This is a genomic window from Providencia sp. wls1916 (assembly GCF_009706585.1).
Taxonomy (GTDB): Bacteria; Pseudomonadota; Gammaproteobacteria; order Enterobacterales; family Enterobacteriaceae; genus Providencia; species Providencia lanzhouensis.
The window spans coordinates 140463-163106 of the sequence record NZ_WLUL01000020.1 but is presented as its reverse complement, the minus strand read 5'-3'; the positions used below and the strand labels follow the sequence as shown (position 1 = coordinate 163106).

Here is a 22644-nt window from a genome sequence, read left to right as displayed (position 1 = left end):
GAAAACTTCAGCATTATATCGTTCAAAGTTGATATGCGTCAATTTTACTCCCCCGAATTTTACCAATCCAAAGAAATGCTATCAGTTTTAGTCGCTATTCTATCAATTGATTCATAATATACTGTTTTTATTGAAATAATTTACATGTTAAAAAATTATTTATTTTTCTAACTCATATAGTGTGTGAGCATAAAAACCATAAAATTGATAAAAATAAAACTTAAATTCTATATATATATAAATACAAAGAATTTATATCTAAGTTAAAACCATCCTAAAAGAGGGGTCTATAGGCGGTGTTAATGCCTATTAACATTCTGGTAAAAATACCTTAATACGAGTAAATAACTTATTATCACGAAATACTCCCGTTGCGTGTAAAATATAAGTTTATCGCATTCTAATTAAATACCTTTATCATTTAATCGCCTTCAAAATAGTCAGAGACCATAATTAGTAATATATATCATCTATTAATTTTCATAATTTCACTTAAATTCAATATTTGAATATAAACTAAGAATATTCCCTTATAATTCCCAATTCACATAGGAATTATTCTTAGTTCGTAAAATGAAATGTTAATTTAATATACATTGATGGTTCCTATTTCAATAATCGAAAATAACAATATCTCAGTAATAACGTCTATCGATAATAGGATTAATTATCGTTCCTATAAATAATTTGATGACTGTATATGCCCCCCCGTGAGTACAGAAAACAGAATTGGCTGTAATAAACCACCTAGCTTTCCCCTGTAAGGGTGAGAATGAGTGTAAGAGCGAATTGAGGCATGTACATCCAAAGGCTGGAGATGTCATGTAATGGGGAATTTTGAAGCAAAAAAAGCCCCGAGTCGTAAGACTCAGGGCTTAATAAATTGGCGGAACGGACGGGACTCGAACCCGCGACCCCCTGCGTGACAGGCAGGTATTCTAACCAACTGAACTACCGCTCCGAAGTTCCCTACTGGGAACGCCAAGCATATTACGAATACTTGATATGACAGTCAACTCTTTTTCTTGAAAAATCGTACGGTTGAGCAGTTTTTAGCCTTATTAGATCACAAAACTGTCGCCCTTAATGAAGGGTTTCGTCATCTTGCTCAGTTTGCCGCCATAAACAGGGTTTCCCCCCTTTTTTATCCACAATATCTAAGCGGGCTTCATGCTCTGCAATTTCTTCATCAGAAGCATAAATAATTTTTAATCCACTTACTGGACGCTCAATACGTTGAATTTCATTGGTCTGTTCTGTATTGCTGGATTCAGATTCCATTGAAAATGCAAGAGAGGTCTGCCCCCCTGTCATCGCTAAGTAGACGTCAGAGAGGATCTCGGCATCGAGTAAAGCTCCGTGCAATGTTCGCTTGGAGTTATCGATAAGGTATCTATCACATAAGGCGTCTAAGTTATTACGTTTACCGGGGAAAATCTTACGAGCTAATACTAAGCTGTCGGTAATAGTACAGAATTCTGAGGTTGGAGGAATGCCTCTGTTGAGCTTGCGAAACTCGTAGTCCATAAATCCGATATCGAAGGGTGCATTGTGAATGACGAGTTCTGCACCGCGAATAAATTCGATAAATTCATCGGCTATATCGGCAAATACCGGTTTGTCTTGCAAAAATTCATCACTGATTCCGTGGACTTCGAAAGCTTCTGGGTCAACGAGACGGTCTGGTTTGATGTAGACATGAAAATTGCGCCCTGTTAAGCGGCGATTAATCACCTCTACGGCACCAATTTCAATGATATTGTGCCCTTCATAATGAACACCAAGCTTGTTCATACCTGTGGTTTCAGTATCGAGGACAATTTGTCGGGTTATCGCCGTGCTCATAATGTTTTTTTGTGTCAAACTAGAAGTTGATGAATAAGGAAGAGTGTAACAGAAATGACAAAGCAGGTAGAAATTTTCACTGATGGGTCTTGTTTAGGTAACCCAGGACCCGGCGGATACGGTATCGTACTTCGTTATCAGCAACATGAGAAAACACTCAGTGATGGTTTTTTCCTCACCACCAATAATCGCATGGAATTACTCGCGGCAATCGTTGCTTTAGAGTCGCTGACCCGACCTTGCGATATTATTCTGACCACCGATAGCCAATATGTACGCCAAGGGATCACTCAGTGGATCCACAATTGGAAACGCCGTCAATGGAAAAAGGCGGATAAATCGCCAGTGGTCAATGTGGATCTTTGGAAGCGTCTCGACCAAGCAATTACACGCCATACTATCGATTGGCGCTGGGTGAAAGGTCATGCTGGTCATGCTGAGAATGAAAAATGTGATGAATTAGCTCGCGCCGCCGCCAATGCGCCAACAAAAGAAGATACAGGCTACCAACCAACTCAAGAATAGCCAGGTTCAGATTTAACGAAGTTGCTTCGATTTACTGATTTCTTTCGTTGCACCCAGCGCTGTTGAAATTTTCACTTTAGGTTGCTTAAATTTCAAGGGCGTTGGCGTTAATGGATATGTACGTTTTCTTGCAACGATCACGCTGATCACGCCAATTCCACCACAACGTTTATTTACCCGTTTTTCCGATGAGATCCAAGGTAACACTTGGCAATTTCGGTGATATAGCACCTCATAATTGAGTAACCCTAGCCAATCAAATACCCGGAGAGAAGGGAAAAAACGGCTACAGTAAGGCTGCTGCTTACGTAAAATCGGTACTAATTTAGCCATTCCAGCTAAGCTGAATGGGTTAAATCCCGATAAAATCAGCCAACCATCATCGATCAATACCCGATCCACTTCCCGTAAGATCCAATGTGGATCATGGCTATAAGCAAGTAAATGAGGCATTAAGCAGGCATCAATTGTCTTATCCGCAAAAGGCAAAGCTTCGGGATTTGCCGCGACATCAAATACGTGAGGATCTTCACCTAGCGTGAATTGATGAGGGATCATGCACTCTTTAGTGTGGATTTCTGTACTCAAATGACCTAATTTAAGCAGGTGAAAACCAAACATTTTTTGCCACCAAGGCGCTAACTGGGCTTCCAAGGCTTGGCGATAGTGTTCACCAAAAGGAATATCAGACCAACTGGCGGGCATTTGAATCTTTTCTTCAATACGCGCAGGTTTCATAACATTCCCCTTAAAAATCGGATCGAGGTTGATTATGGAGTTAATTCGAGTACCAGCGTTAAATGATAATTACATTTGGCTACTAGCAAACAACCAGCAGTGTATCATCGTTGACCCTGCTGAGTCAGAGGCGGTTCTCTCAATATTAACGGCTAACCAATTGACCCCTGTTGCAATTTTACTCACCCATCATCATAACGACCATACTCAGGGTGTAAAAGCTATTATTGCTCAATATCCAAAACTCCCCGTATTTGGCCCCCAAGAAACCTTAGTTAAAGGGGCGACAGAGCTGGTATGTGATGGCGATTCCGTCATTATTGATGACTTCAATTTTCAAGTCATTGGTCTCCCGGGTCACACACTTGGGCATATTGGTTTTTACCAAGCTCCTTACCTATTTTGTGGTGATACATTATTTTCAGCCGGTTGTGGGCGGATTTTCGAGGGTACCCCCGATCAAATGTATCAATCGATTCAAAAAATCGCAGCACTTCCTGATGATACTCTCATCTGCTGTGCACATGAATATACGCAGTCTAATTTACAATTTGCTCATCATATTTGGCCTGAAAATGAGACAATTACGAATTATTCCGAAAAAGTAAGATCTTTGCGCAATAATCAGCAAGCAACAGTACCTAGCACATTGAAAATAGAGAAAAATATCAACATTTTTTTTACAGTGCGATAACCCTGAATTACAACAAAAACTGAACATTAATATGACAAATCCATCATTACGAGCAGTTTTTACATTATTACGCCAATTAAAAGATGAATATTGATGTATAATTATTGTCAATAACAGCTAAAGCCAGTATTATCTGGTCAACTTTTAAACATTAAAAACAAAGAAAAACAGAGCTAATGAAGATAATCGCGACCCTCATCGCCATTGTTTTGCTTGCGGGCTGTCAAGGCACTTCTAAAGTCACCGTTAAGCAACCAAAATCTTCAGCCAACCACTCAATTGACACTGTTGCATCCCATAACCAAGCAGCAAGTAGACAGGTTTCCAAAGTCGATCATGACCTTTGGGGTTATATTAGTGGTGAGCTGAAGATGGATATCCCCGAAAACGCAACAATTCGGGAAATGGCCAATAGTTACTCCAATAAACAAAGTTTTATCTATGATGTGGCAGTAAGAGCTGAGCCTTACATGTACTTAATTGTAGATGAAATCAATGATCGTAACTTACCAATGGAATTAGCCTTAATTCCTGTCATTGAAAGTTCATATAATCCTAAAGCCACCTCTCCCGCCCAAGCGGCAGGTCTTTGGCAAATCGTTCCCATTACTGCACGTTCATATGGGCTAAAACAGACACAATGGGTTGATGAACGCCGTGATGTTGTGACATCCACAAAAGCGGCTTTAGATCTCCTTGAGAATCTGAATATTATGTTCGGTCACGATTGGGAGCTCACACTTGCTGCTTATAACTGCGGTGAAGGTTGCGTTCAAAACGCGATTAAAAAGAATGAAGCTGCTGGCTTACCAACAGATTTTTGGTCTCTTCAATTACCAAAAGAAACCAAACAATATGTTCCAAAGATCCTTGCGCTTAGCCAAGTGCTGAGACAACCAGAACGCTATCAAGTCAGGTTACCAAAAAGTAATAAGAATAGAGGGTTAACGCAAGTTGATGTGGGACAACAAATCACATTGACTCAAGCAGCTGAATTAACAGGTTTAACGGAAGAATCTATTAAAACCTATAATTCGGGTTATACCCGAGGCGTTACGTCGCCAAATGGTCCACATTATATTATGTTGCCAACAGCAAAAGCTGAGCAGCTAAAAGTTTCACTGACGGATCAAGACGTATTAAATGATATTCGCAACGCAGTAGCACAAAATCGTTATGCGCAAGCCGCGGCGAGTAACATCCAGACAGCAAAAGCGAACTCAAAGCAAGCTAAAACCTTTAGTTATAAAGTTCGCAAAGGTGAATCTATCGCAAGCATTGCTAAAAAATTCAATACAACAGCTAAGAATATCCAACAGCTAAATGGGTTAAAAACAGCTAAAGCGAACATCGTTCCAGGACAAACATTAAAAATTTCAGGTACGACACCGACCAGCAATAATCGTAAAGGTGGAACTTACAAAGTCAGAAAAGGCGATACTTATTACAGTATTGCTAAGCGTCATGGAATTAAACTTAACGACCTGATGAATTGGAACTCAGGTGTTAAAATGGCAGATTTAAAGCCAGGTGTTACATTGAATTTATATCTTTAAATTAAATATTTCAAAAATCCCCATAAAGGTTAAACCTTAGGGGATTTTATATTAAATAAATTTCAATGATTAGAAATAAACTATTTAATTAGCCTTAATCTCGATATCAATCTGGATCACAATTTGAGTTGTAACATATCATCAAATACGCTTAATTGCCGAAATCGCACAATATCATTTACATTCTTGATTAGGGTGTGATAGAAAAAATAATTATCCCGATTTTTCCTAGTTTCCCCTTACGATTCCCTGCTTAAAAAAGTCATTATTGGGTGGTGACTTATGAAATAAAAGTGCTATTATTATTGATGTGGCGAAAGCAATCTGAGCAATCAGTTTATATTTGAATATTACTTTTATATTAGTGACAACCTAAAACTCTCTCAATTAGTGATAATCTTATATTTATCAATATACTAACCATGTTTGTTTATATTGAAAACAGATGCTTATATTTAGTTGATGTGACATTATTTTTGATACAAAAATACGCAAAGTAAAAGTCAGATTCGCCCATGGAGGTGATTATGGATGAATACTCACCCAAGAAACATGATATAGCCGAATTAAAATATCTGTGTAACAGTTTGAATAGAGACGCAATATCAAGTTTACAAAAAACAAACACCCATTGGGTAAATGATCTTAGTTCGGCACAAAGCATCAGCCTCAATGAGCTCGTTGAGCATATTGCAGCTTTTGTCTGGCGATTCAAAATCAAGTATCCGAAAGAAAATCTCGTTATTTCTCTTGTTGAAGAGTATCTTGACGAGACATATAATTTATTTGGCAGCCCAGTAATTACTTTCAGCGAAATCATTGACTGGGAAAGTATGAATCAAAATCTTGTCGCAGTGCTCGATGATGATCTAAAATGCCTGACAAGTAAGACATAGAATCACCATTTACCTTTAATTTCACTATCCTATAGTACATTTTAGGTTATCGACACATAAAGAAAGGGCGTTATGACCAAATCCGATTATCTGATGCGTTTAAGAAAATGCACCACTATTGAAACACTTGAGCGCGTTATTGAAAAAAATAAGTATGAGTTATCTGATGATGAATTAGAGTTATTTTACTCCGCAGCTGATCATCGTCTTGCCGAACTCACTATGAATAAACTTTACGATAAAATCCCAGCATCTGTTTGGAAGTTTGTTAGATAAATACTTATTTACACGCATAGATAGTGAATGGTTATAGCCGGTAATACTTTATCGGCTCAATGAAAATTCCTTATTTATCTTAGTTAGTATTCACTGAATACTGGCAGCCTCTTTATATCCTTTTATTTTCACCTTTCCCTAATCCCAATTAATTTAACATTTCATGCGATAATAGCTATTTCAATATCAATTGAACCATTGTAAATACCAATTAAGAATAGCAATCAATTTCTTATTATTAAAATATAGTAAACTAAGCTCGATAATAACAAGAAAGCATAGCTAAAAGGCAATGATTATTGCTACTGAACATTTGATTGATGAAACAGGGATATGAAGATTAAGTGAGGGCTTAATATTGGGTGGGAGCCCTGCCAGCGACATCCCGGCACACACGACCCCTGCTATGGCTGCTTCCTTCCGGACCTGACCTAGTTAACAAGTTAGCGTTGCGGGAGAACCAACAGAGCCCCCATTGATTGCTTCTTTCAAAGCACGGGCATTATGCTTGATAGATAGCTAAATAGCAAGAAAGTGGCGATCAAGTGCTGTTTTATTACACAAAAATCTGAAGGGTTATTTAATACAGATTGGTATGAACAATAAATATTGGTAGGAATTAACACTTACTAATAAGAACCAGCCGCTAGTTAGCAGGAACCAAAAGTAAATCAATATTTTCAACCATGCCATTATTGATCACTTCAGTCGACGATTCTGTAATATAGATTAATTTTCCATCAGCGTGTAACGTCGCACTAACCGTGATTTTAGCTTGGTTTCTTATTTCATTTTTGTGGTATGTCAGCTGATACGGAAGCGTCACTTGATTGTTCAAGTTAGTATAGTGCTTTTGAGATAATATCAGCGCTGGCAACTCAACAAATGAGTTATCTACCATGGTGACTGTAATATCCACGTTTTCAGATAACCCTTTATTTTTAGCAATAAGGATATTTCCGCTAATCGTACCGATGTCTACTTGCTGATTTTCGCGATTACTTTTCCCTTTTACCCTTTTTTCAGGGGGATTGGCGTTGTTCCCTTCACACCCTACTAAGAAAATAAGTATCAACGAACTAATCATGTAGCGATAGAATGTCATTATAATTACCTATAATATTTTGATTTAATTAGACATTTTAATATGATTATTCTTGATATATTAGAGTTTATCTAAACTTAGAAAATTATATCTAATACAAATTAAATAATGAAATTATATTTCAAATTGTAACCAAAAACGATTGTCAATTAATCCGTACACAAACTACCTACCTATTTCTGTGGATTAATGGGAAAATAGCGACATCTGATATTTTTTAACCATCTTCAAGGTAACTATGAGCACAGAATTACAAAACTTAATTAGCCTAATAAAACTCGAAAAAATTGAAGAAGGTATTTTTCGGGGGCAAAGTGAAGATCTTGGTTTACCACAAGTTTTTGGTGGACAGGTTGTTGGACAAGCGATGTATGCAGCGAAACAAACCACTCCCGAAGATCGCATCATAACCTCATTTCATAGCTATTTTCTGCGTCCAGGTGATAGCCAAAAACCGATTGTCTACGATGTAGAAATTTTGCGTGATGGTGGTAGTTTTAGTACACGCCGTATTAGTGCCATTCAAAATGGTAAACCGATCTTCTTTATGACGGCCTCATTTCAAGAACATGAAGATGGATTTAACCATCAAAATCTAATGCCCGATGTCCCCGCGCCAGAGCAATTGATTTCACAAGATGAAATCATTCAACGCTTCGCAGATCAGCTTCCCGATGCTGTCAAAAAATATGCACTGCGCCCTAATCCTTTCGAGTTTCGCCCGATTCAGTTCTATAGCCCGTTTGATAGCGCACCTCAAGAACCATTTCGCTATATTTGGTTTAAAGCGAAAGGAGAACTCCCCAATACACCAGAGTTGCATGATTACTTGTTAGGCTACGCATCGGATTACAATTTCCTTCCTGCAGCATTACAGCCTCATGGACGTGGGTTTATGGAACGCGATTTACAAGTGGCAACGATTGACCATTCAATGTGGTTCCATCGCCCTTATCGCCTCGATGAATGGTTACTTTATGCCATTGAAAGCCCTTCTGCTTCTGGCGGGCGTGGTTTTGTTAAAGGGCAAATTTATAATCAGCAAGGGGATTTAGTGGCAACAACAGTACAAGAAGGGGTCATTCGTAAAAGAAAACCTCGATAATGTCCCGATTTATATCAGCCCGAAAAAAGTAAGTCGTTACTAACTTTAAGACAAGAAAAGCCTCAACTATATAGGAATTCCTAATTGTGAGGCTTTTCCTTGCTTAGTAACTTAATCAACTCGTCAATTCAACATAAAGTATGTCAGTAAGCACTAACTAAACTAATAATGCTTCTGCAGCCGCTTCATCACGAGAGTTCAGTGACTCGCCCACTTGTTGTAATTGATACATCTGGTAATAGCGACCTTCCTGCTGAAGAAGTTCAGTATGATTTCCCTGCTCAACGATCATTCCTCGATGAAGAACAACAACTTGATCAGCATCCACAATCGTTGATAAGCGGTGAGCTATCACCACCAGCGTAGTATTTCGACGAATAACACGTAGCGCCTTTTGAATAGCCTGTTCAGTGCCAGAATCTATATTCGCGGTCGCTTCATCCAATATCAGAATTTTCGGTGTTACGACGAGTACTCGCGCCATCGCCAATAGCTGTCGTTGCCCAACAGATAAAGTGTTTCCTTGCTCACCTAACAATGAATCCAATCCATCTGGCAATTCACGGACATGCTGAGCTAATTGTACAGTTTCAAGGACTTCCCACACCTTTTCTTGGGAAATATCACGTCCTAGAGCAACGTTATCAAAAAATGAAGCCGCGAGTACTACCGGATCCTGCTGCACCATAGCAATGCCATTTCGTAATACTTGATGGGACAGTGAATTTAAATCCCGTCCATCCAGTAAAATTTCCCCTTCCTGCCATGGGTAATACCCCATGATTAAGTTTGCAATGGTACTTTTTCCACTTCCCGTGTGCCCAACAAGTGCCACGAAATGGTGTTCTGGGACGGATAAATTAATATCATCAAGGACTTTTTTATCATCTCGATAAGCAAAAGAGAGGTGTTTGATCTCAATTGCTCCGCCCTGTAATGGCGCAATATTTTCGCCATAACCTTGCTGTGGGCTATCCATCAATTCAAAAACACGTTCACCGGATACAACCGCTTGTTGCAACATGGACTGCTGAGATGTTAGCTCAATTAATGGTTCGTTTAAACGACCTAAATAGTTAATGAAAACATACAGAACCCCGACACCGACAGTACTGGTACCATCAAATCCAAATAGCAATAATAACCCACATAATACACAGGCAGAGAACAAACTCAGTAGTGGCCTGAGTAGTAATCCATCTAATTTCAATGCTTTCATTCGGGAATGATAGTGCTCTTCACTTGCTTCCAGCATTTTTTGCCCAAATCTAGCTTGCTGTAAAAATTGCTGGATAACCGTCATGCCATTAATGACTTCATTGAAACCATTATTAATATCTGCAAGATACGCCCTAACACGGCGCACAATTGGCGTGCTAAGCCGCTGATAAACCAACATTACGATCAGAACCGCAGGAAAAATGAGTACCGCAATGGATGCCATTCGCCACTCTAAAGAAAACATGGCGACTAGCATGGCACAAATTAATGCCAAACTGCGAAATACTGTTGGTACTACCATGACAAACAAATCTTTAATCACTTCGGTGTCGTTGGTCACACGAGAAATAATCTGCCCCACGGGTTGCTTATCAAAGGCACTTAATGGCTGGCGCAGAGCCGCATTCATCACATCAGTGCGTAGATTTTGCACCACTCCAACAGAGGCTTGATTAAACAGAATTTTTTGATGGTAGTGAAGAAGTGCTGCAATGATTTGCAGCGCAATAAATCCAATCACCATGTACAGCGTTAGCGGCATAATGATCTGTTTTTTAGCCACCATATTGTCAATAAAGTAACTAATCAGTAAGGGCCCACTCACTTCTGCGGCGGCAGCCAACCAAAGCATAGCAATCGCTATCCCCATGGTACCGCGGTAAGGTTTACCGTAAGATAATAAACGTTTTAATGCTGGCCAAAGCGGCTTTCTTTGGTTCATAGATCACCGTCCAAAGCAGCTTCAATTTGCTGATAATGATACATATCGCTGTACCAACCAGATTGCTGGGAAAGTACTTTATGAGTGCCTTTGGCAACTATACTCCCATGACATAAAACAAGAATATTATCGGCATCCACCAAGGCTGATAGACGATGGGCGCTAATAATCAACGTTCTCCCCTGTCTCCAACGACTCAAATTCTGCAAAATGGTGTGCTCTGTCTGCCCATCAACGGCAGACAGCGCATCATCCAAAATAAGGATTTCCGCATTTTGTAAAATCGCCCGTGCAATGGAAATTCGCTGTTTTTGCCCCCCAGACAGCATGACACCACGCTCTCCCACTTGGGTTTGATACCCTTCCGGTAGACGTAAAATGTCTTCATGCACACAAGCAACTCGAGCCGCGTCTTCTATTTGCTCCATTGTTGCATTTGGCTGCCCAAGAGCGATATTGTTTGCGACCGAATCAGAAAATAGGAATGGAGATTGATTCACTATTGATAACCTTGCCCGCCACTCATCGAGTCGAATATCTGTCAGTGATTTATTTTGATAAATAATTTCACCTTCATTCACATCAAAATGGCGTTGTAACACAGTAATTAATGTCGACTTCCCTGATCCCGTTGGTCCACATACCCCAAGGAAGCGTCCAGGTTTTACATCAAACTGGATATCATGCAAAGCATGGCGCTGGGTTTCGGGATACGAAAATGTTCTGATATTGACGTTTAACTCGCCTTTTTCCGCAAGCAAACTTTGGTTACCATCTTTAATCACTAATGGCTCGTCAAGTAAGCTTAAAATCCGGCTATATGCTGCACTTCCTCGTTCAACAATGTTAAACATCCATGCAAGGGCAAGCATCGGCCAGATCATCAACCCTAAATACATGACAAAGCTGGTGAGCTCTCCGAGGGTTAATGTGTCATTCAACACCATCCAGCTTCCGCCCGCGATGGCTAACAAATTTGCCATTCCTATCGCCATAAAAATGGTCGGATCAAAACGAGCATCAATCTTCGCTACATGCATATTCCTGCGCCCAGCTTCAGTGGCAACTTGCTCAAACTGATTGGATTGATGCGTTTCAAGGCCAAATGCTTTGATCATTCTAATACTGGTTAAGCTCTCTTGTGCGTGGTTATTTAATGATGAAAAAGCACCTTGAGCATGTTTAAAACGATGATGAAGCAGGTCGCCATAACGCTTAATGACCAGTGCCATAATAGGCATAGGAATCAAGGCCAGGAGTGTTAGCTGCCAACTTATTTCGATGCTCATCATAATAAGGACGGCACATCCCATCACCAGAGAGTCAACGAGAGTTAAAACGCCTTCACCTGCGGCAAATACCACACGATCCACATCATTCGTGGTACGCGCGATAAGATCTCCTGTGCGATATTTCATATAAAATGGCTGATTTTGTAAGCTAAGCTGCTGATAAATTTGTTGTCTTAGTCGAACAGCCAATTTGTAGGAAGCACCAAATAGCCATAAACGCCAAACATAGCGCAACCCATAAACTGTTAAAGCAATTCCGAGCATGGATAATACATACGTCACAAGTTGCTGATTAGTCATCGACCCTTTGCTAATACCATCCACTATCACACCAACAAAGCGTGGTGGGATCATTTGTAAAATAGCAATGACCACAAGAAAACAAATAGCGCCAACATAGCGACGCCATTCGCTTATAAAATACCAACGTAATTGTGAAAATAATCGCACGTATTACTTGCCTTGAATGATGTTAGTGACTGCTTGCTCTATTATTAGGAGCTCTGCGCTCTTGGGCTAATATATGACTTTTGGATTAGTCAGGGATTGGCAAAACGGTTGTATATTTGATTTTTTCCATTGCAAAACTGGAGGTTACATCAATTAAGCCATGAACGCCATTAACCAATTTCTTATAAAATAGATCATAGGATTTCATATCATGAACTTCGACTTGCATCAGATAGTCATATTCACCAGCCATGCGATAAAACACTAAAACTTCAGGTAATTTTTCCACAAATGAAACAAATTGCGCGTACCATTCGCTATTATGTTGTTGGGTTTTAATCATGACAATCACCGTCAGCCCCAATCCCAGCTTTTCGCCATCTAATAGCGTGACTCGTCCTCGAATATATCCTTCGTCCTCTAGCCTTTTAAGTCGTTTCCAGCATGGTGTCGAGGTTAAATTGACGGCTTCTGCTAATGAGTTTAATGATAGGCTGCTGTCATTTTGTAATAAGCAAAGTAGTTTTTTATCTATTTTATCCAGCATGTTTAGCCCCTAAGCGAATCCTGTTATCCGCAAAATTCTATCATGATGAAATAATAAAGCTGTTACGAATTGCTAGTATTGTAGAATAACTTTGCATGAATAACCGAAATATAGCATAAATTGCTTATTTTAGAGGTTGAAGGTACAAAAACAGACTGTTCATTCCCCTCTTGGCTCGTTAACATAGATCTAAATTAATATTCTCATTATTTAATCTTAGGAGAGACTCATGAAACGTGCTGTTGTTGTCTTCAGCGGAGGACAAGATTCAACAACCTGCCTAATTCAAGCACTCAAACATTATGATGAGGTTCATTGTGTCACCTTTGATTATGGTCAGCGCCACCGCTTAGAAATCGACATTGCGCAAAAGCTTAGCCTACAATTAGGCGCAAAAGCGCATAAAGTTCTCGATGTTACCTTGCTCAATGAGCTAGCGGTTAGTAGTTTAACCCGTGATAACATTCCAGTTCCTGACTATGAAGAAAGCGAAGCCAGCGGGTTACCAAGTACTTTTGTACCCGGGCGTAATATTCTATTCCTAACACTCGCTGCTATCTATGCTTACCAAGTACAAGCTGAAGCGGTGATCACCGGTGTCTGTGAAACTGACTTTTCAGGTTACCCTGATTGTCGTGATGAGTTTGTCAAAGCGCTCAATCATGCGGTTAGCCTAGGACTAGCAAAAGATATTCGTTTCGAAACACCTCTTATGTGGTTAGACAAAGCACAAACATGGGCTCTTGCTGACTACTATGGGCACCTTGAGACTATCCGCACTCAAACTCTCACTTGCTACAATGGTATTCCAGGTGATGGCTGTTCCGAGTGTGCCGCATGCCATTTACGTAGCAAAGGCTTGAATTATTATCTCAATAATCAACAAGCCGTTATGGATTCATTACTCAAACAACTCAACGCAACGAAGTAATTCTAAAAGCCAACCTTAGTGAATATTTACTGGTTGGCTATACTCCTAATTTGCCTATACTTCGATAAAAGCATCTGTTTTATTTTTCAGTGACTCAATTTTTTCTCGGAGTTCATCCTCGATCACCATGGCTTTATTGACTTTACCATCAATGAAGACAAACGTGACGTACGCATCAGATACCACTTCATCAACACCATTACGATGGCGAATAATTTGTTGGTAACAGACTGCACTCTTCACTCCGATTTTATCCATTCGTGAAATGACGGTTAGCTCATCGCCCAACCCAACGGCTTGGAAATAGTTAACATTAATATTCACTGCCGCCATCACGATTCTATGCTGAATAGCCCATTCAATAAGATTAGCTTTTCCCATCCAATCCCATCTATCCGCTTCATAGAACTCTAAGTACCGAGCATTATTGACATGCTGAAAGACATCAATGTGATAACCGAGCACTTTTATGTGTATCGCCATAACTACTCCGACCAGCTAAATTATTTGATAACATAAAAATAACAAATATTTGAAAGGGCTGCTTAAAAAATATCACTAATCAGACTTAGCTCTCATATTCATGCTTAAATCAAATTTAATAGCACAAATATTACCCATAATTTATTTTTAATCTCATAACGCTACTTTCCATTTTCTAAAAAAATAGCCCACGCTGAAAGTGGGCTGTTTTTGCTTATAGGACAAGTTTATTACGATTTTTCTCTAAAAATGCAGGTCCAATTCCCTGTACTTCAAGGATATTTTCAACTGTATTAAAAGCGCCATATTTTTCTCGGTATTCCACAATAGCTTGAGCTTTCTGTTTACCAATTCCATTGAGTTTCCTCGCTAATTCCTCAGCAGTGGCTTGATTAATATTCACTTGGTCTGGAGATGTTAAACTCGCCACGTTTTTTACTTCATCACTATTTTGAGGTTGCACTATCGCCGTGGCTGGTTTTTCAGTTTCTGCTTTTTTAACCACTGCAAATGCAGATAAAGGGCATAACATTGCTACCATTAACACTGTCCCTAATCCTTGTTTAATGCTTTTATTCCATTTCATCATTGTTCTCCTATGTGTGTTGAAACATCACAATGCCAGAGAATTTTTTCAAAAACTTTTCTTCTGTTTATACAATGCGAAAGGCCACCCAATGGGTGGCCTTCTATTACAGATATTGCAATTTTAGTTGCGAAGCGCTTCGCAATTATTCCATGCAAATAACTTATTCTAAGCTTTGCACTTCAATTTTTGCGTTCGCGCGTAAATTCAGCATTAACGCTTCATTCACCGCTGAGCTCATTGCACCACGATATTCGTTAGATAGCTGGCTCAATTCTTCAGCTGTTGGCTGACCTAAAGTCACTTTATCTAATTGAACAATTAGTAGATTATCTTTTTGGTCATAAGCGATTGCGTAAGTTGGTTTACCGTCAGTTGGCGGTGTCATTTTCATCGCAACGCCCGTCACATCCGTTGCAGGTGCAAGGAATGAAACTGTTTGAACAGCGCCAAATTGGGTGTCTGCAGCTTTCAATGCTTCATCACCTTTACCAGCTTGTAGCTCTGCCAGTAATTTCTCACCATTCGCTTTTAATTGTGCAGACGCTTTCTGACGCTTAACTAATGCTTCAATATCCGCTTTTACTGTTTCGAATGGCTCTGTTGATTCCGCTTTATAATCAGTCACACGCAGAACAAATGCACGATCCCCTTCAACGTTGATCACGTCAGAGTTGATACCTGTTGTACCTTTTTTATCGACTAAACGGTCGCTGAATACTTCGTTAACGACTTTCGGGAAATTCAGTTGTGTCGGTGGGTTTTGGCGATCAAACCAGCCAGTAGTCGCAACTTTCAAGCCAGAAATGCTTTCAACTGATGCTAATGATTCATTGTCATTCGTCGCAGCTTCACTCACTTTCTGTTGTAAATCGTAAAACTGTTTGACGCTTTTATCTTGAACTAAACTAGTTTCAATACTTGATTTAACGTCATCAAAAGGCTTAATTGCTTCTGGCTTAACATCATCCAAACGGAATAAGACATAATTATCTTGGACTTTGATCGGTGCAGAAATTTGACCTTTCTCGGTTAAATTCGCACTGATGATTTCGCTTGGTGTAGAAGTTGCTTCCATCCAACCAATCACGCCTTTGTTGCCAGCACTGAATTTATCTGTGGATTTTTCAGTAGCTAACGTTGCGAAATCAGCGCCGCCTTTCAGCTCGGCTTCTAAAGCTTGTGCATCTTTTTCTGATGCGACTTGAATCATGCTATACAGCTTTTGTTCCGCTTTAGTAAAATTCTTCAGATTTTCATCGTAGTAAGCTTTCACTTCTTCAGCCGTCACAGATGCTTTTGGCATAGATGCCGCATCCATTTCGACATAGCTTACTTGAACTTGTTCAGGTGAAATGAAACTGTTTTGATTTGCCGCGTAATACGCTTTTAATTCATCTTCAGAAACGGTTTGTTTAGCTTCTAGCGCAGCTAACGACAAGCTTGCCGTACGGACTTCACGCTCTTGCATAAACAGTTCCGCATACGCTTTGACTTCTGAAGGCAGTGCAAATTCTGTTCCGGTGAACGATTTACCTAATTGCGCACGAACTAAATCTTGGCGAATTTGTGCCGCAAAATCATCTGCATTAATATTGTAACGTTTTAAAATCTCGCGATATTTTTCACTATCAAAATTTCCATTTGTTTGGAAAACTTGCATAGCAAAAATAGCTTGCTCAATTTGTTGGTCGCTAGCAGAGAGTTGTAATTCATTAGCGTATTGGTTAATCAATTGATTATTGATTAAGTTATTCAAAGCTTGGGTACGCAGCTCTTTCATGTAGTTGTCATTACTTGCAACTTCAGAGAATTTATCTCCTAAGTATTCTTGTAATGACTGGCGCTCTTGCTGGAAAGCTTGCTGTAATTGTTCCTTGCTTATTGGCTGTCCATTGACTTCAGCAGCATTATTACTTGAGCCACCAATCACATAGCCAGCAACACCTGTCAGCACGAATGACAAGATAATAATAGCTAACAACACTTTAATAAAAGGACTGTTCGCCTTCGTGCGTAGATCTTCCATCATAAAAAGGCTTAACTCCGCTTTGCTTTGTTGAATTTCTTAATATTACGCTAATTTTAACTCAGATAGAAAAAAAAGCGCACCATTTCCATGGCGCGCTTATATATTAGCTGATTAAAGACATTACGTCAGTTTGAGTTTTCGCAAAAATGCGTGAAAGACGAAACTAAACTCAATTAACCGTTAACAGCGTCTTTAAGACCTTTGCCTGCACGGAATGCAGGAACTTTTGCCGCAGCGATTTTAATTTCTTTACCTGTCTGCGGGTTACGACCTGTACGTGCTGCGCGTTGACGTACATTAAAAGTACCAAAACCAACTAAAGTAACATCATCACCCTTGCTCAGAGAAGTCGTTACAGAAGCAACGAAAGCATCGACTACGCGACCTGCTGCGGCTTTAGAAATGTTCGCTTCTGCAGCGATTTTTTCAATCAGTTGAGACTTATTCACTATTATCATCCCCATATTAGTTTTGACTTTATCGGTTAATTAACCAACTACAGTATAGTTAACATTACTAAGTATAGTTAATTAATGATGCAGCCGTTATATCAATCCTGAATATTAATGGCAAGAAAACAGATAGCACGCTAACCATTATCAGAATCTTCGCTAAAGTAACCACGAAAAAAAAGGCTGACAAGCCCTAAATTAGCTGTCAGCCTTAATTTTATACAAGCTTCTTGATTCAGCTCACTCTTTTAGCTTTCTTTTGGACCACTTCAGCCCCAAAAGGAGGATTGACTAATGCTAATGAGAGGACTTCTTCAATTGTCTTAACAGGATGGATTTGCAAATCAGCAATCACATTCTGAGGAATTTCTTCTAAATCACGTTTGTTATCATCAGGGATAAGAACCGTTTTAATACCACCACGATGAGCTGCCAGTAATTTTTCTTTCAGCCCACCAATTGGTAATACTAAACCGCGTAACGTGATTTCACCGGTCATCGCCACATCCGCTTTTACAGGGTTACCCGTTAAGCAAGAAACCAGTGCCGTTGACATTGCGATACCCGCACTTGGACCATCTTTCGGTGTTGCGCCTTCTGGTACGTGAACGTGAATATCACGTTTTTCATAGAAGTCACCGTTAATACCCAGTTTTTCTGCACGAGCACGTACCACTGTCAGCGCTGTTTGAATTGATTCTTGCATCACTTCACCCAGAGAACCGGTGTAAGTTAACTTACCTTTGCCCGGTACACAGGCTGTCTCAATGGTAAGTAAGTCACCACCAACTTCTGTCCATGCTAAACCAGTCACTTGCCCTACTCGGTTTTCGGTATCAGCATGACCGTAATCAAAGCGACGAACACCTAAGTAATCCTTCAGATTATCAGCAGTGATCTCAATATGCTTCAGTTTTTTATCCATCAGCAATGCTTTAACAGCTTTACGGCACAGTTTAGAAATTTCACGTTCTAATCCACGCACGCCAGCTTCACGAGTATAGTAACGAATGATGCTCATAATTGCGCCATCATCGATAGATAACTCGCCTTTTTTCAAGGCATTACGCTCAATTTGCTTAGATAGTAAATGTCTCTTAGCAATATTCAGTTTTTCGTCTTCGGTATAACCAGACAGACGGATCACTTCCATACGGTCTAATAATGGTGCAGGGATATTCATCGAGTTCGATGTTGCCACAAACATCACGTCAGACAGGTCATAATCAACTTCCAAATAATGGTCGTTGAATGCAACGTTTTGTTCTGGATCTAACACTTCTAACAGTGCTGATGCAGGATCTCCACGCATGTCTGAAGACATTTTATCGATTTCATCCAGTAAAAATAGTGGGTTTTTAACCCCTACTTTCGCCATTTTCTGGATAAGTTTACCCGGCATTGAACCAATATAAGTACGACGGTGACCACGGATTTCCGCTTCGTCACGAACCCCACCCAGAGCCATACGGGTATATTCACGCCCTGTTGCTTTAGCGATAGATTGCCCCAGAGACGTTTTACCAACCCCTGGAGGTCCGACTAAGCATAAGATTGGCCCTTTGATTTTACTAACACGGCTTTGAACCGCGAGGTATTCAAGGATACGGTCTTTAACGCGCTCTAAGCCATAGTGATCTGTATCGAGCACTTCTTGCGCTTTCACTAAGTCTTTTTTGACTTTGCTACGCTTATGCCATGGAACCTGAACCATCCAATCAATGTAGCTACGAACCACCGTCGCTTCAGCAGACATTGGAGACATCATTTTCAGCTTCTGCAATTCAGCTTCGGCTTTTTCTTGTGCCTCTTTTGGCATTTTCGCTTCTTCGATTTTGCGTTTCAGCGATTCGTTTTCATCTGGAGCATCATCCATTTCGCCAAGTTCTTTTTGAATCGCTTTCATTTGCTCATTCAAATAGTACTCGCGCTGGCTTTTTTCCATCTGTTTTTTCACGCGGTTACGAATGCGTTTTTCAACTTGCAGTAGTTCAGTTTCTGATTCCATCATTGCCATGAGGAACTCAACACGCTCAGCAATGTTTGCCATTTCTAAAACGCGCTGTTTGTCTGCCAGTTTTAACGGCATGTGTGAAGCAATCGTATCAGCCAGTTTATCTAGCTGGTCTTGCTCAATCGCATGCAGTGAAGTCAGAACTTCAGGTGGAATTTTTTTGTTCAGTTTAATGTAACTTTCGAACTGACTAACAATCGTACGATATAATACTTCTTGCTCTTTTTCGTCAACCAATTCGGTAGTGCTAGGCGCTTTTGATGCGTCATCATAGATAGCCGCTTTCACACTATCGTTCGCGAGATATTCAGCTTGCGCTAAGAAATACTCCCCGTTATCAGTCAGGCTAGTAATACGAGCACGACGTAGGCCTTCAACTAGCACTTTAACGGTACCGTCAGGTAGTTTCAGCATCTGGATCACAGATGCAATTGTCCCAACAGTAAATAAATCATTCACCCCAGGTTCATCGGTTGAGGCTTCTTTTTGCGCAACCAGCATCACTTGCTTATCATGATCCATTGCTGCTTCCAGACTGTGAATGGATTTTTCACGTCCAACAAACAGTGGGATCACCATATGTGGGTACACCACTACATCACGCAGAGGCAATACTGGTATTTCAATGCGTTCGGAACGCTCTGGATTCATAAAGCTCTCTCTTCGTTTAGCACACGCCAGTTAAGGGTTTCTGCTTATAACAGAAAAAATTCTTGTAAAACACTGCGATATAAACAGTGCTCTTTCAAAATAAGGAAACCACAACTAAGAATATAAACTATATGGGGACAAGATTTTAGCATTCAATGGTTAGTTAAGCATAAAAAACAAAATGAGGGTTACCCCTCATTTTGATTGATTATTTATTGAACACAGACGAGAAGTTAATTATCGCCAGAAGCTTGGGCATCCGGTTTGCTGTAGATTAACAGAGGTTCTGACTGTTCATTAATCACATTTTCATCTACAACGACTTTCTCAACATCACTCATTGAAGGTAGATCATACATGGTATTAAGTAGAGCAGCTTCGACGATTGAACGTAAGCCACGAGCACCTGTTTTACGCGCCATTGCTTTTTTCGCTATCGCCGTTAATGCTTCTTCTCGAAACTCTAATTCAGTGCCTTCGAGGTTAAACAGAGCTTGATACTGTTTAGTCAATGCGTTTTTCGGCTCTTTTAAGATCTGAATCAGAGCTTCTTCACTCAGCTCAGTCAAAGTGGCAACCACAGGTAGACGACCGATAAACTCAGGAATCAAACCAAATTTAATGAGATCTTCAGGCTCCGCTTGAGTGAGTAACTCACCTTCTGTTGCCTTCTCAGATTCACCTTTAACTTGCGCCGCAAAACCAATACCTGAACGAGTATTCAGACGTTGACCAATAACTTTATCCAACCCGGCAAATGCACCGCCACAGATAAACAGAATTTTCGAAGTATCTACCTGTAAAAACTCTTGTTGCGGATGCTTACGACCGCCTTGTGGCGGAACCGCGGCTACAGTGCCTTCAATCAGTTTCAGTAATGCTTGCTGCACCCCTTCACCTGATACGTCACGCGTGATGGATGGGTTATCGGATTTACGAGAAATTTTATCAATTTCATCGATATAGACGATACCACGTTGAGCTTTTTCAACATCATAGTCGCATTTTTGTAGCAGCTTCTGGATGATATTCTCAACATCTTCACCCACGTAACCCGCTTCAGTTAATGTGGTCGCATCCGCCATAGTGAATGGCACATCTAAATAGCGAGCTAACGTTTCTGCTAATAACGTTTTACCACTACCCGTCGGACCAATGAGCAGAATGTTACTTTTGCCTAATTCAACACCATCGCTGGTTTTATCGCCATTACGTAGACGTTTGTAGTGGTTATAAACAGCGACCGCTAACACTTTTTTCGCTTTTTCTTGACCAATAACGTAGTCGTCAAGATGCTGTCTGATTTCGTGGGGAGTTGGTAATTCACTACGCTCGCGATGCGGAGCCAGTTCTTTGATCTCTTCACGGATGATGTCGAGGCATAAATCCACGCATTCATCACAAATATAGACTGACGGACCGGCAATCAGCTTACGCACTTCATGCTGACTTTTTCCGCAGAAAGAACAGTACAGTAATTTACCTGCTCCCTCTTTGCGTTTATCTGTCATCAGTAGACCTCACTTATATTTATAATGCCTTGTTTTATCTAATTTTCGTAGTAAAACAAGGCAACAAATTTTCAAAAACTTTAGGATATAAATTAATTATATCAAAATATTCGCAAATTAACGGCTGGTATAAATATGATCAACCAGACCATATTCTTTAGCTTCATTTGCTGATAAGAAACGGTCACGCTCTGTGTCACGACTAATTTCTTCGATGGATTTCCCTGTATGTTGGGCCATCAATTCATTCATGCGCGATTTCACTTTCAAGATTTCTTGAGCGTGAATTTCAATGTCTGTCGCTTGTCCTTGATAGCCACCTAACGGTTGGTGGATCATGACGCGAGAGTTTGGTAAGCAGAAACGTTTACCTTTTGTACCTGCGGTTAATAAAAACGCACCCATTGAGCACGCTTGTCCCATACAGATAGTGCTCACATCAGGTTTGATAAATTGCATGGTGTCGTAAATTGACATCCCTGCAGTAATCACGCCGCCTGGTGAGTTAATATAAAGTTGAATATCTTTTTCTGGGTTTTCTGCTTCAAGAAATAGCATTTGAGCGACAATTAAGTTCGCCATATGATCTTCCACCTGACCAGTCAGGAAGATAATACGTTCTTTTAAGAGACGTGAATAAATATCATATGAGCGCTCACCTCGAGAGGTTTGCTCGATAACCATTGGCACAAGTGCCATTTGGGATGCTAACTGCTCCTGACCGCCAAAATGTGACATCGAAATCTCCTATTAAAAACTTTTTCTGGTGCTTGCGCCTAATTTGCTGTCTGTCCGCCATTTTGGGCAGGGATCGTGCTACAAACAATATTTCTAAAAAACAATATTTCTAAAAAACACTCTTTCTAAGTTAGTTGTGTCTGCCTGTTTATACTCTTCGCTTACTTCATTATTTTAGTCACTTTTTTAAATCTTGGTTAAAAAGTCGCTAAAGAATTAAGCCAGAATACTGTTGAAAACACTGCGATAGGCAAGACGCTCTGCTAAAGAGTTTA

General features: G+C 40.0%; 19 protein-coding genes, 1 tRNA gene, 1 other RNA gene and 1 pseudogene. 7 read left to right on the top strand and 15 right to left on the bottom strand.

Going from position 1 to position 22644, the window contains the following annotated elements:
• Window positions 1-884: 884 nt before the first annotated feature.
• Window positions 885-961 (bottom strand) — tRNA-Asp (locus GKR61_RS13935).
• A gap of 122 nt (window positions 962-1083) precedes the next feature.
• Entirely contained in the window at window positions 1084-1845 is a 762-nt protein-coding gene (gene dnaQ / locus GKR61_RS13930) for a DNA polymerase III subunit epsilon (RefSeq protein WP_036953954.1), read from the bottom strand.
• A 54-nt stretch (window positions 1846-1899) separates the two neighbouring features.
• On the opposite strand from dnaQ, the gene rnhA reads away from it, so the two are divergent.
• Entirely contained in the window at window positions 1900-2370 is a 471-nt protein-coding gene (rnhA, locus tag GKR61_RS13925; RefSeq protein ID WP_036953952.1) for a ribonuclease HI, read from the top strand.
• Between the two features lie 12 nt (window positions 2371-2382).
• Here the strand turns inward: rnhA and GKR61_RS13920 are convergent, their stop codons facing one another.
• Window positions 2383-3108: a class I SAM-dependent methyltransferase gene (locus GKR61_RS13920; protein WP_036953950.1), complete on the bottom strand. Its 726-nt coding sequence runs from the start codon at window positions 3106-3108 to the stop codon at window positions 2383-2385.
• Window positions 3109-3142: 34 nt separating this feature from the next.
• Between GKR61_RS13920 and gloB the strand changes: the two are divergent.
• From gloB to GKR61_RS13900, 4 genes and pseudogenes are all read left to right on the top strand, one after another.
• A pseudogene (gloB, locus tag GKR61_RS13915) lies at window positions 3143-3896 on the top strand (hydroxyacylglutathione hydrolase).
• An 82-nt stretch (window positions 3897-3978) separates the two neighbouring features.
• Window positions 3979-5358, top strand: coding sequence for a murein transglycosylase D (gene mltD, locus GKR61_RS13910; protein ID WP_108479260.1), 1380 nt, complete (start codon window positions 3979-3981; stop codon window positions 5356-5358).
• 527 nt (window positions 5359-5885) lie between these two features.
• Complete coding sequence (gene tomB, locus GKR61_RS13905) at window positions 5886-6254, top strand: Hha toxicity modulator TomB (RefSeq protein WP_036953942.1); 369 nt, start codon at window positions 5886-5888, stop codon at window positions 6252-6254.
• Window positions 6255-6326: 72 nt separating this feature from the next.
• Window positions 6327-6530 carry an HHA domain-containing protein gene (locus GKR61_RS13900; RefSeq protein WP_004905417.1) on the top strand — a complete coding sequence of 68 codons (204 nt, stop codon included), beginning with the start codon at window positions 6327-6329 and terminating at the stop codon, window positions 6528-6530.
• 369 nt (window positions 6531-6899) lie between these two features.
• On the opposite strand, the gene ffs is transcribed toward GKR61_RS13900, so the two are convergent.
• Together ffs and GKR61_RS13890 are read right to left on the bottom strand one after the other, a co-directional pair.
• Window positions 6900-6996, bottom strand: an RNA gene (ffs, locus tag GKR61_RS13895) — signal recognition particle sRNA small type.
• 180 nt (window positions 6997-7176) lie between these two features.
• Entirely contained in the window at window positions 7177-7635 is a 459-nt protein-coding gene (locus GKR61_RS13890; protein ID WP_036953939.1) for a YbaY family lipoprotein, read from the bottom strand.
• 238 nt (window positions 7636-7873) lie between these two features.
• Here GKR61_RS13890 and tesB point away from each other — a divergent pair, with 238 nt between their 5' ends.
• Entirely contained in the window at window positions 7874-8740 is an 867-nt protein-coding gene (gene tesB / locus GKR61_RS13885) for an acyl-CoA thioesterase II (protein WP_036953936.1), read from the top strand.
• A gap of 157 nt (window positions 8741-8897) precedes the next feature.
• Here tesB and GKR61_RS13880 read toward each other — a convergent pair whose 3' ends face one another.
• The 3 genes from GKR61_RS13880 to GKR61_RS13870 all read right to left on the bottom strand — a co-directional run bounded on the left by GKR61_RS13880 (window position 8898) and on the right by GKR61_RS13870 (window position 12971).
• Window positions 8898-10682: a SmdB family multidrug efflux ABC transporter permease/ATP-binding protein gene (locus GKR61_RS13880; protein ID WP_154600161.1), complete on the bottom strand. Its 1785-nt coding sequence runs from the start codon at window positions 10680-10682 to the stop codon at window positions 8898-8900.
• Window positions 10679-12424 carry a SmdA family multidrug ABC transporter permease/ATP-binding protein gene (locus GKR61_RS13875; RefSeq protein WP_272537382.1) on the bottom strand — a complete coding sequence of 582 codons (1746 nt, stop codon included), beginning with the start codon at window positions 12422-12424 and terminating at the stop codon, window positions 10679-10681. The genes GKR61_RS13880 and GKR61_RS13875 overlap by 4 nt, the downstream gene beginning before the upstream one ends.
• An 85-nt stretch (window positions 12425-12509) precedes the next feature.
• Complete coding sequence (locus GKR61_RS13870; protein WP_036953928.1) at window positions 12510-12971, bottom strand: Lrp/AsnC family transcriptional regulator; 462 nt, start codon at window positions 12969-12971, stop codon at window positions 12510-12512.
• A gap of 229 nt (window positions 12972-13200) precedes the next feature.
• On the opposite strand from GKR61_RS13870, the gene queC reads away from it, so the two are divergent.
• On the top strand, window positions 13201-13902 hold the full coding sequence (queC, locus tag GKR61_RS13865; RefSeq protein WP_036953925.1) for a 7-cyano-7-deazaguanine synthase QueC: 702 nt from the start codon (window positions 13201-13203) through the stop codon (window positions 13900-13902).
• Window positions 13903-13956: 54 nt separating this feature from the next.
• Here queC and GKR61_RS13860 read toward each other — a convergent pair whose 3' ends face one another.
• From GKR61_RS13860 to clpP, 7 genes are all read right to left on the bottom strand, one after another.
• Window positions 13957-14385, bottom strand: coding sequence for an acyl-CoA thioesterase (locus GKR61_RS13860; protein ID WP_036953922.1), 429 nt, complete (start codon window positions 14383-14385; stop codon window positions 13957-13959).
• A 214-nt stretch (window positions 14386-14599) separates the two neighbouring features.
• On the bottom strand, window positions 14600-14971 hold the full coding sequence (locus GKR61_RS13855) for a ComEA family DNA-binding protein (protein WP_036953919.1): 372 nt from the start codon (window positions 14969-14971) through the stop codon (window positions 14600-14602).
• 163 nt (window positions 14972-15134) lie between these two features.
• Window positions 15135-17003, bottom strand: coding sequence for a peptidylprolyl isomerase (gene ppiD / locus GKR61_RS13850; RefSeq protein WP_036953916.1), 1869 nt, complete (start codon window positions 17001-17003; stop codon window positions 15135-15137).
• Window positions 17004-17176: 173 nt separating this feature from the next.
• Window positions 17177-17452 carry a nucleoid-associated protein HU-beta gene (gene hupB, locus GKR61_RS13845; protein WP_006662768.1) on the bottom strand — a complete coding sequence of 92 codons (276 nt, stop codon included), beginning with the start codon at window positions 17450-17452 and terminating at the stop codon, window positions 17177-17179.
• 238 nt (window positions 17453-17690) lie between these two features.
• Window positions 17691-20120 (bottom strand): endopeptidase La, encoded by a 2430-nt coding sequence (gene lon / locus GKR61_RS13840; protein ID WP_036953910.1) that lies wholly within the window; start codon window positions 20118-20120, stop codon window positions 17691-17693.
• Window positions 20121-20353: 233 nt separating this feature from the next.
• Complete coding sequence (gene clpX / locus GKR61_RS13835) at window positions 20354-21631, bottom strand: ATP-dependent protease ATP-binding subunit ClpX (protein ID WP_006657220.1); 1278 nt, start codon at window positions 21629-21631, stop codon at window positions 20354-20356.
• 117 nt (window positions 21632-21748) lie between these two features.
• A complete protein-coding gene (gene clpP, locus GKR61_RS13830; protein ID WP_006657219.1) occupies window positions 21749-22369 on the bottom strand; it encodes an ATP-dependent Clp endopeptidase proteolytic subunit ClpP in 621 nt (206 codons plus the stop codon).
• Window positions 22370-22644: the final 275 nt, after the last annotated feature.

Coding starts and splice junctions, on each gene's coding strand:
- GKR61_RS13900 (WP_004905417.1), top strand. CDS start 6,327: ATGACCAAATCCGATTATCTGATGCGTTTAAGAAAATGCACCACTATT.
- GKR61_RS13880 (WP_154600161.1), bottom strand. CDS start 10,682: ATGAACCAAAGAAAGCCGCTTTGGCCAGCATTAAAACGTTTATTATCT.
- lon (WP_036953910.1), bottom strand. CDS start 20,120: ATGAATCCAGAGCGTTCCGAACGCATTGAAATACCAGTATTGCCTCTG.
- GKR61_RS13890 (WP_036953939.1), bottom strand. CDS start 7,635: ATGACATTCTATCGCTACATGATTAGTTCGTTGATACTTATTTTCTTA.
- ppiD (WP_036953916.1), bottom strand. CDS start 17,003: ATGATGGAAGATCTACGCACGAAGGCGAACAGTCCTTTTATTAAAGTG.
- rnhA (WP_036953952.1), top strand. CDS start 1,900: ATGACAAAGCAGGTAGAAATTTTCACTGATGGGTCTTGTTTAGGTAAC.
- tomB (WP_036953942.1), top strand. CDS start 5,886: ATGGATGAATACTCACCCAAGAAACATGATATAGCCGAATTAAAATAT.
- tesB (WP_036953936.1), top strand. CDS start 7,874: ATGAGCACAGAATTACAAAACTTAATTAGCCTAATAAAACTCGAAAAA.
- GKR61_RS13860 (WP_036953922.1), bottom strand. CDS start 14,385: ATGGCGATACACATAAAAGTGCTCGGTTATCACATTGATGTCTTTCAG.
- dnaQ (WP_036953954.1), bottom strand. CDS start 1,845: ATGAGCACGGCGATAACCCGACAAATTGTCCTCGATACTGAAACCACA.
- mltD (WP_108479260.1), top strand. CDS start 3,979: ATGAAGATAATCGCGACCCTCATCGCCATTGTTTTGCTTGCGGGCTGT.
- GKR61_RS13920 (WP_036953950.1), bottom strand. CDS start 3,108: ATGAAACCTGCGCGTATTGAAGAAAAGATTCAAATGCCCGCCAGTTGG.
- clpP (WP_006657219.1), bottom strand. CDS start 22,369: ATGTCACATTTTGGCGGTCAGGAGCAGTTAGCATCCCAAATGGCACTT.
- clpX (WP_006657220.1), bottom strand. CDS start 21,631: ATGACAGATAAACGCAAAGAGGGAGCAGGTAAATTACTGTACTGTTCT.
- GKR61_RS13855 (WP_036953919.1), bottom strand. CDS start 14,971: ATGAAATGGAATAAAAGCATTAAACAAGGATTAGGGACAGTGTTAATG.
- queC (WP_036953925.1), top strand. CDS start 13,201: ATGAAACGTGCTGTTGTTGTCTTCAGCGGAGGACAAGATTCAACAACC.
- GKR61_RS13870 (WP_036953928.1), bottom strand. CDS start 12,971: ATGCTGGATAAAATAGATAAAAAACTACTTTGCTTATTACAAAATGAC.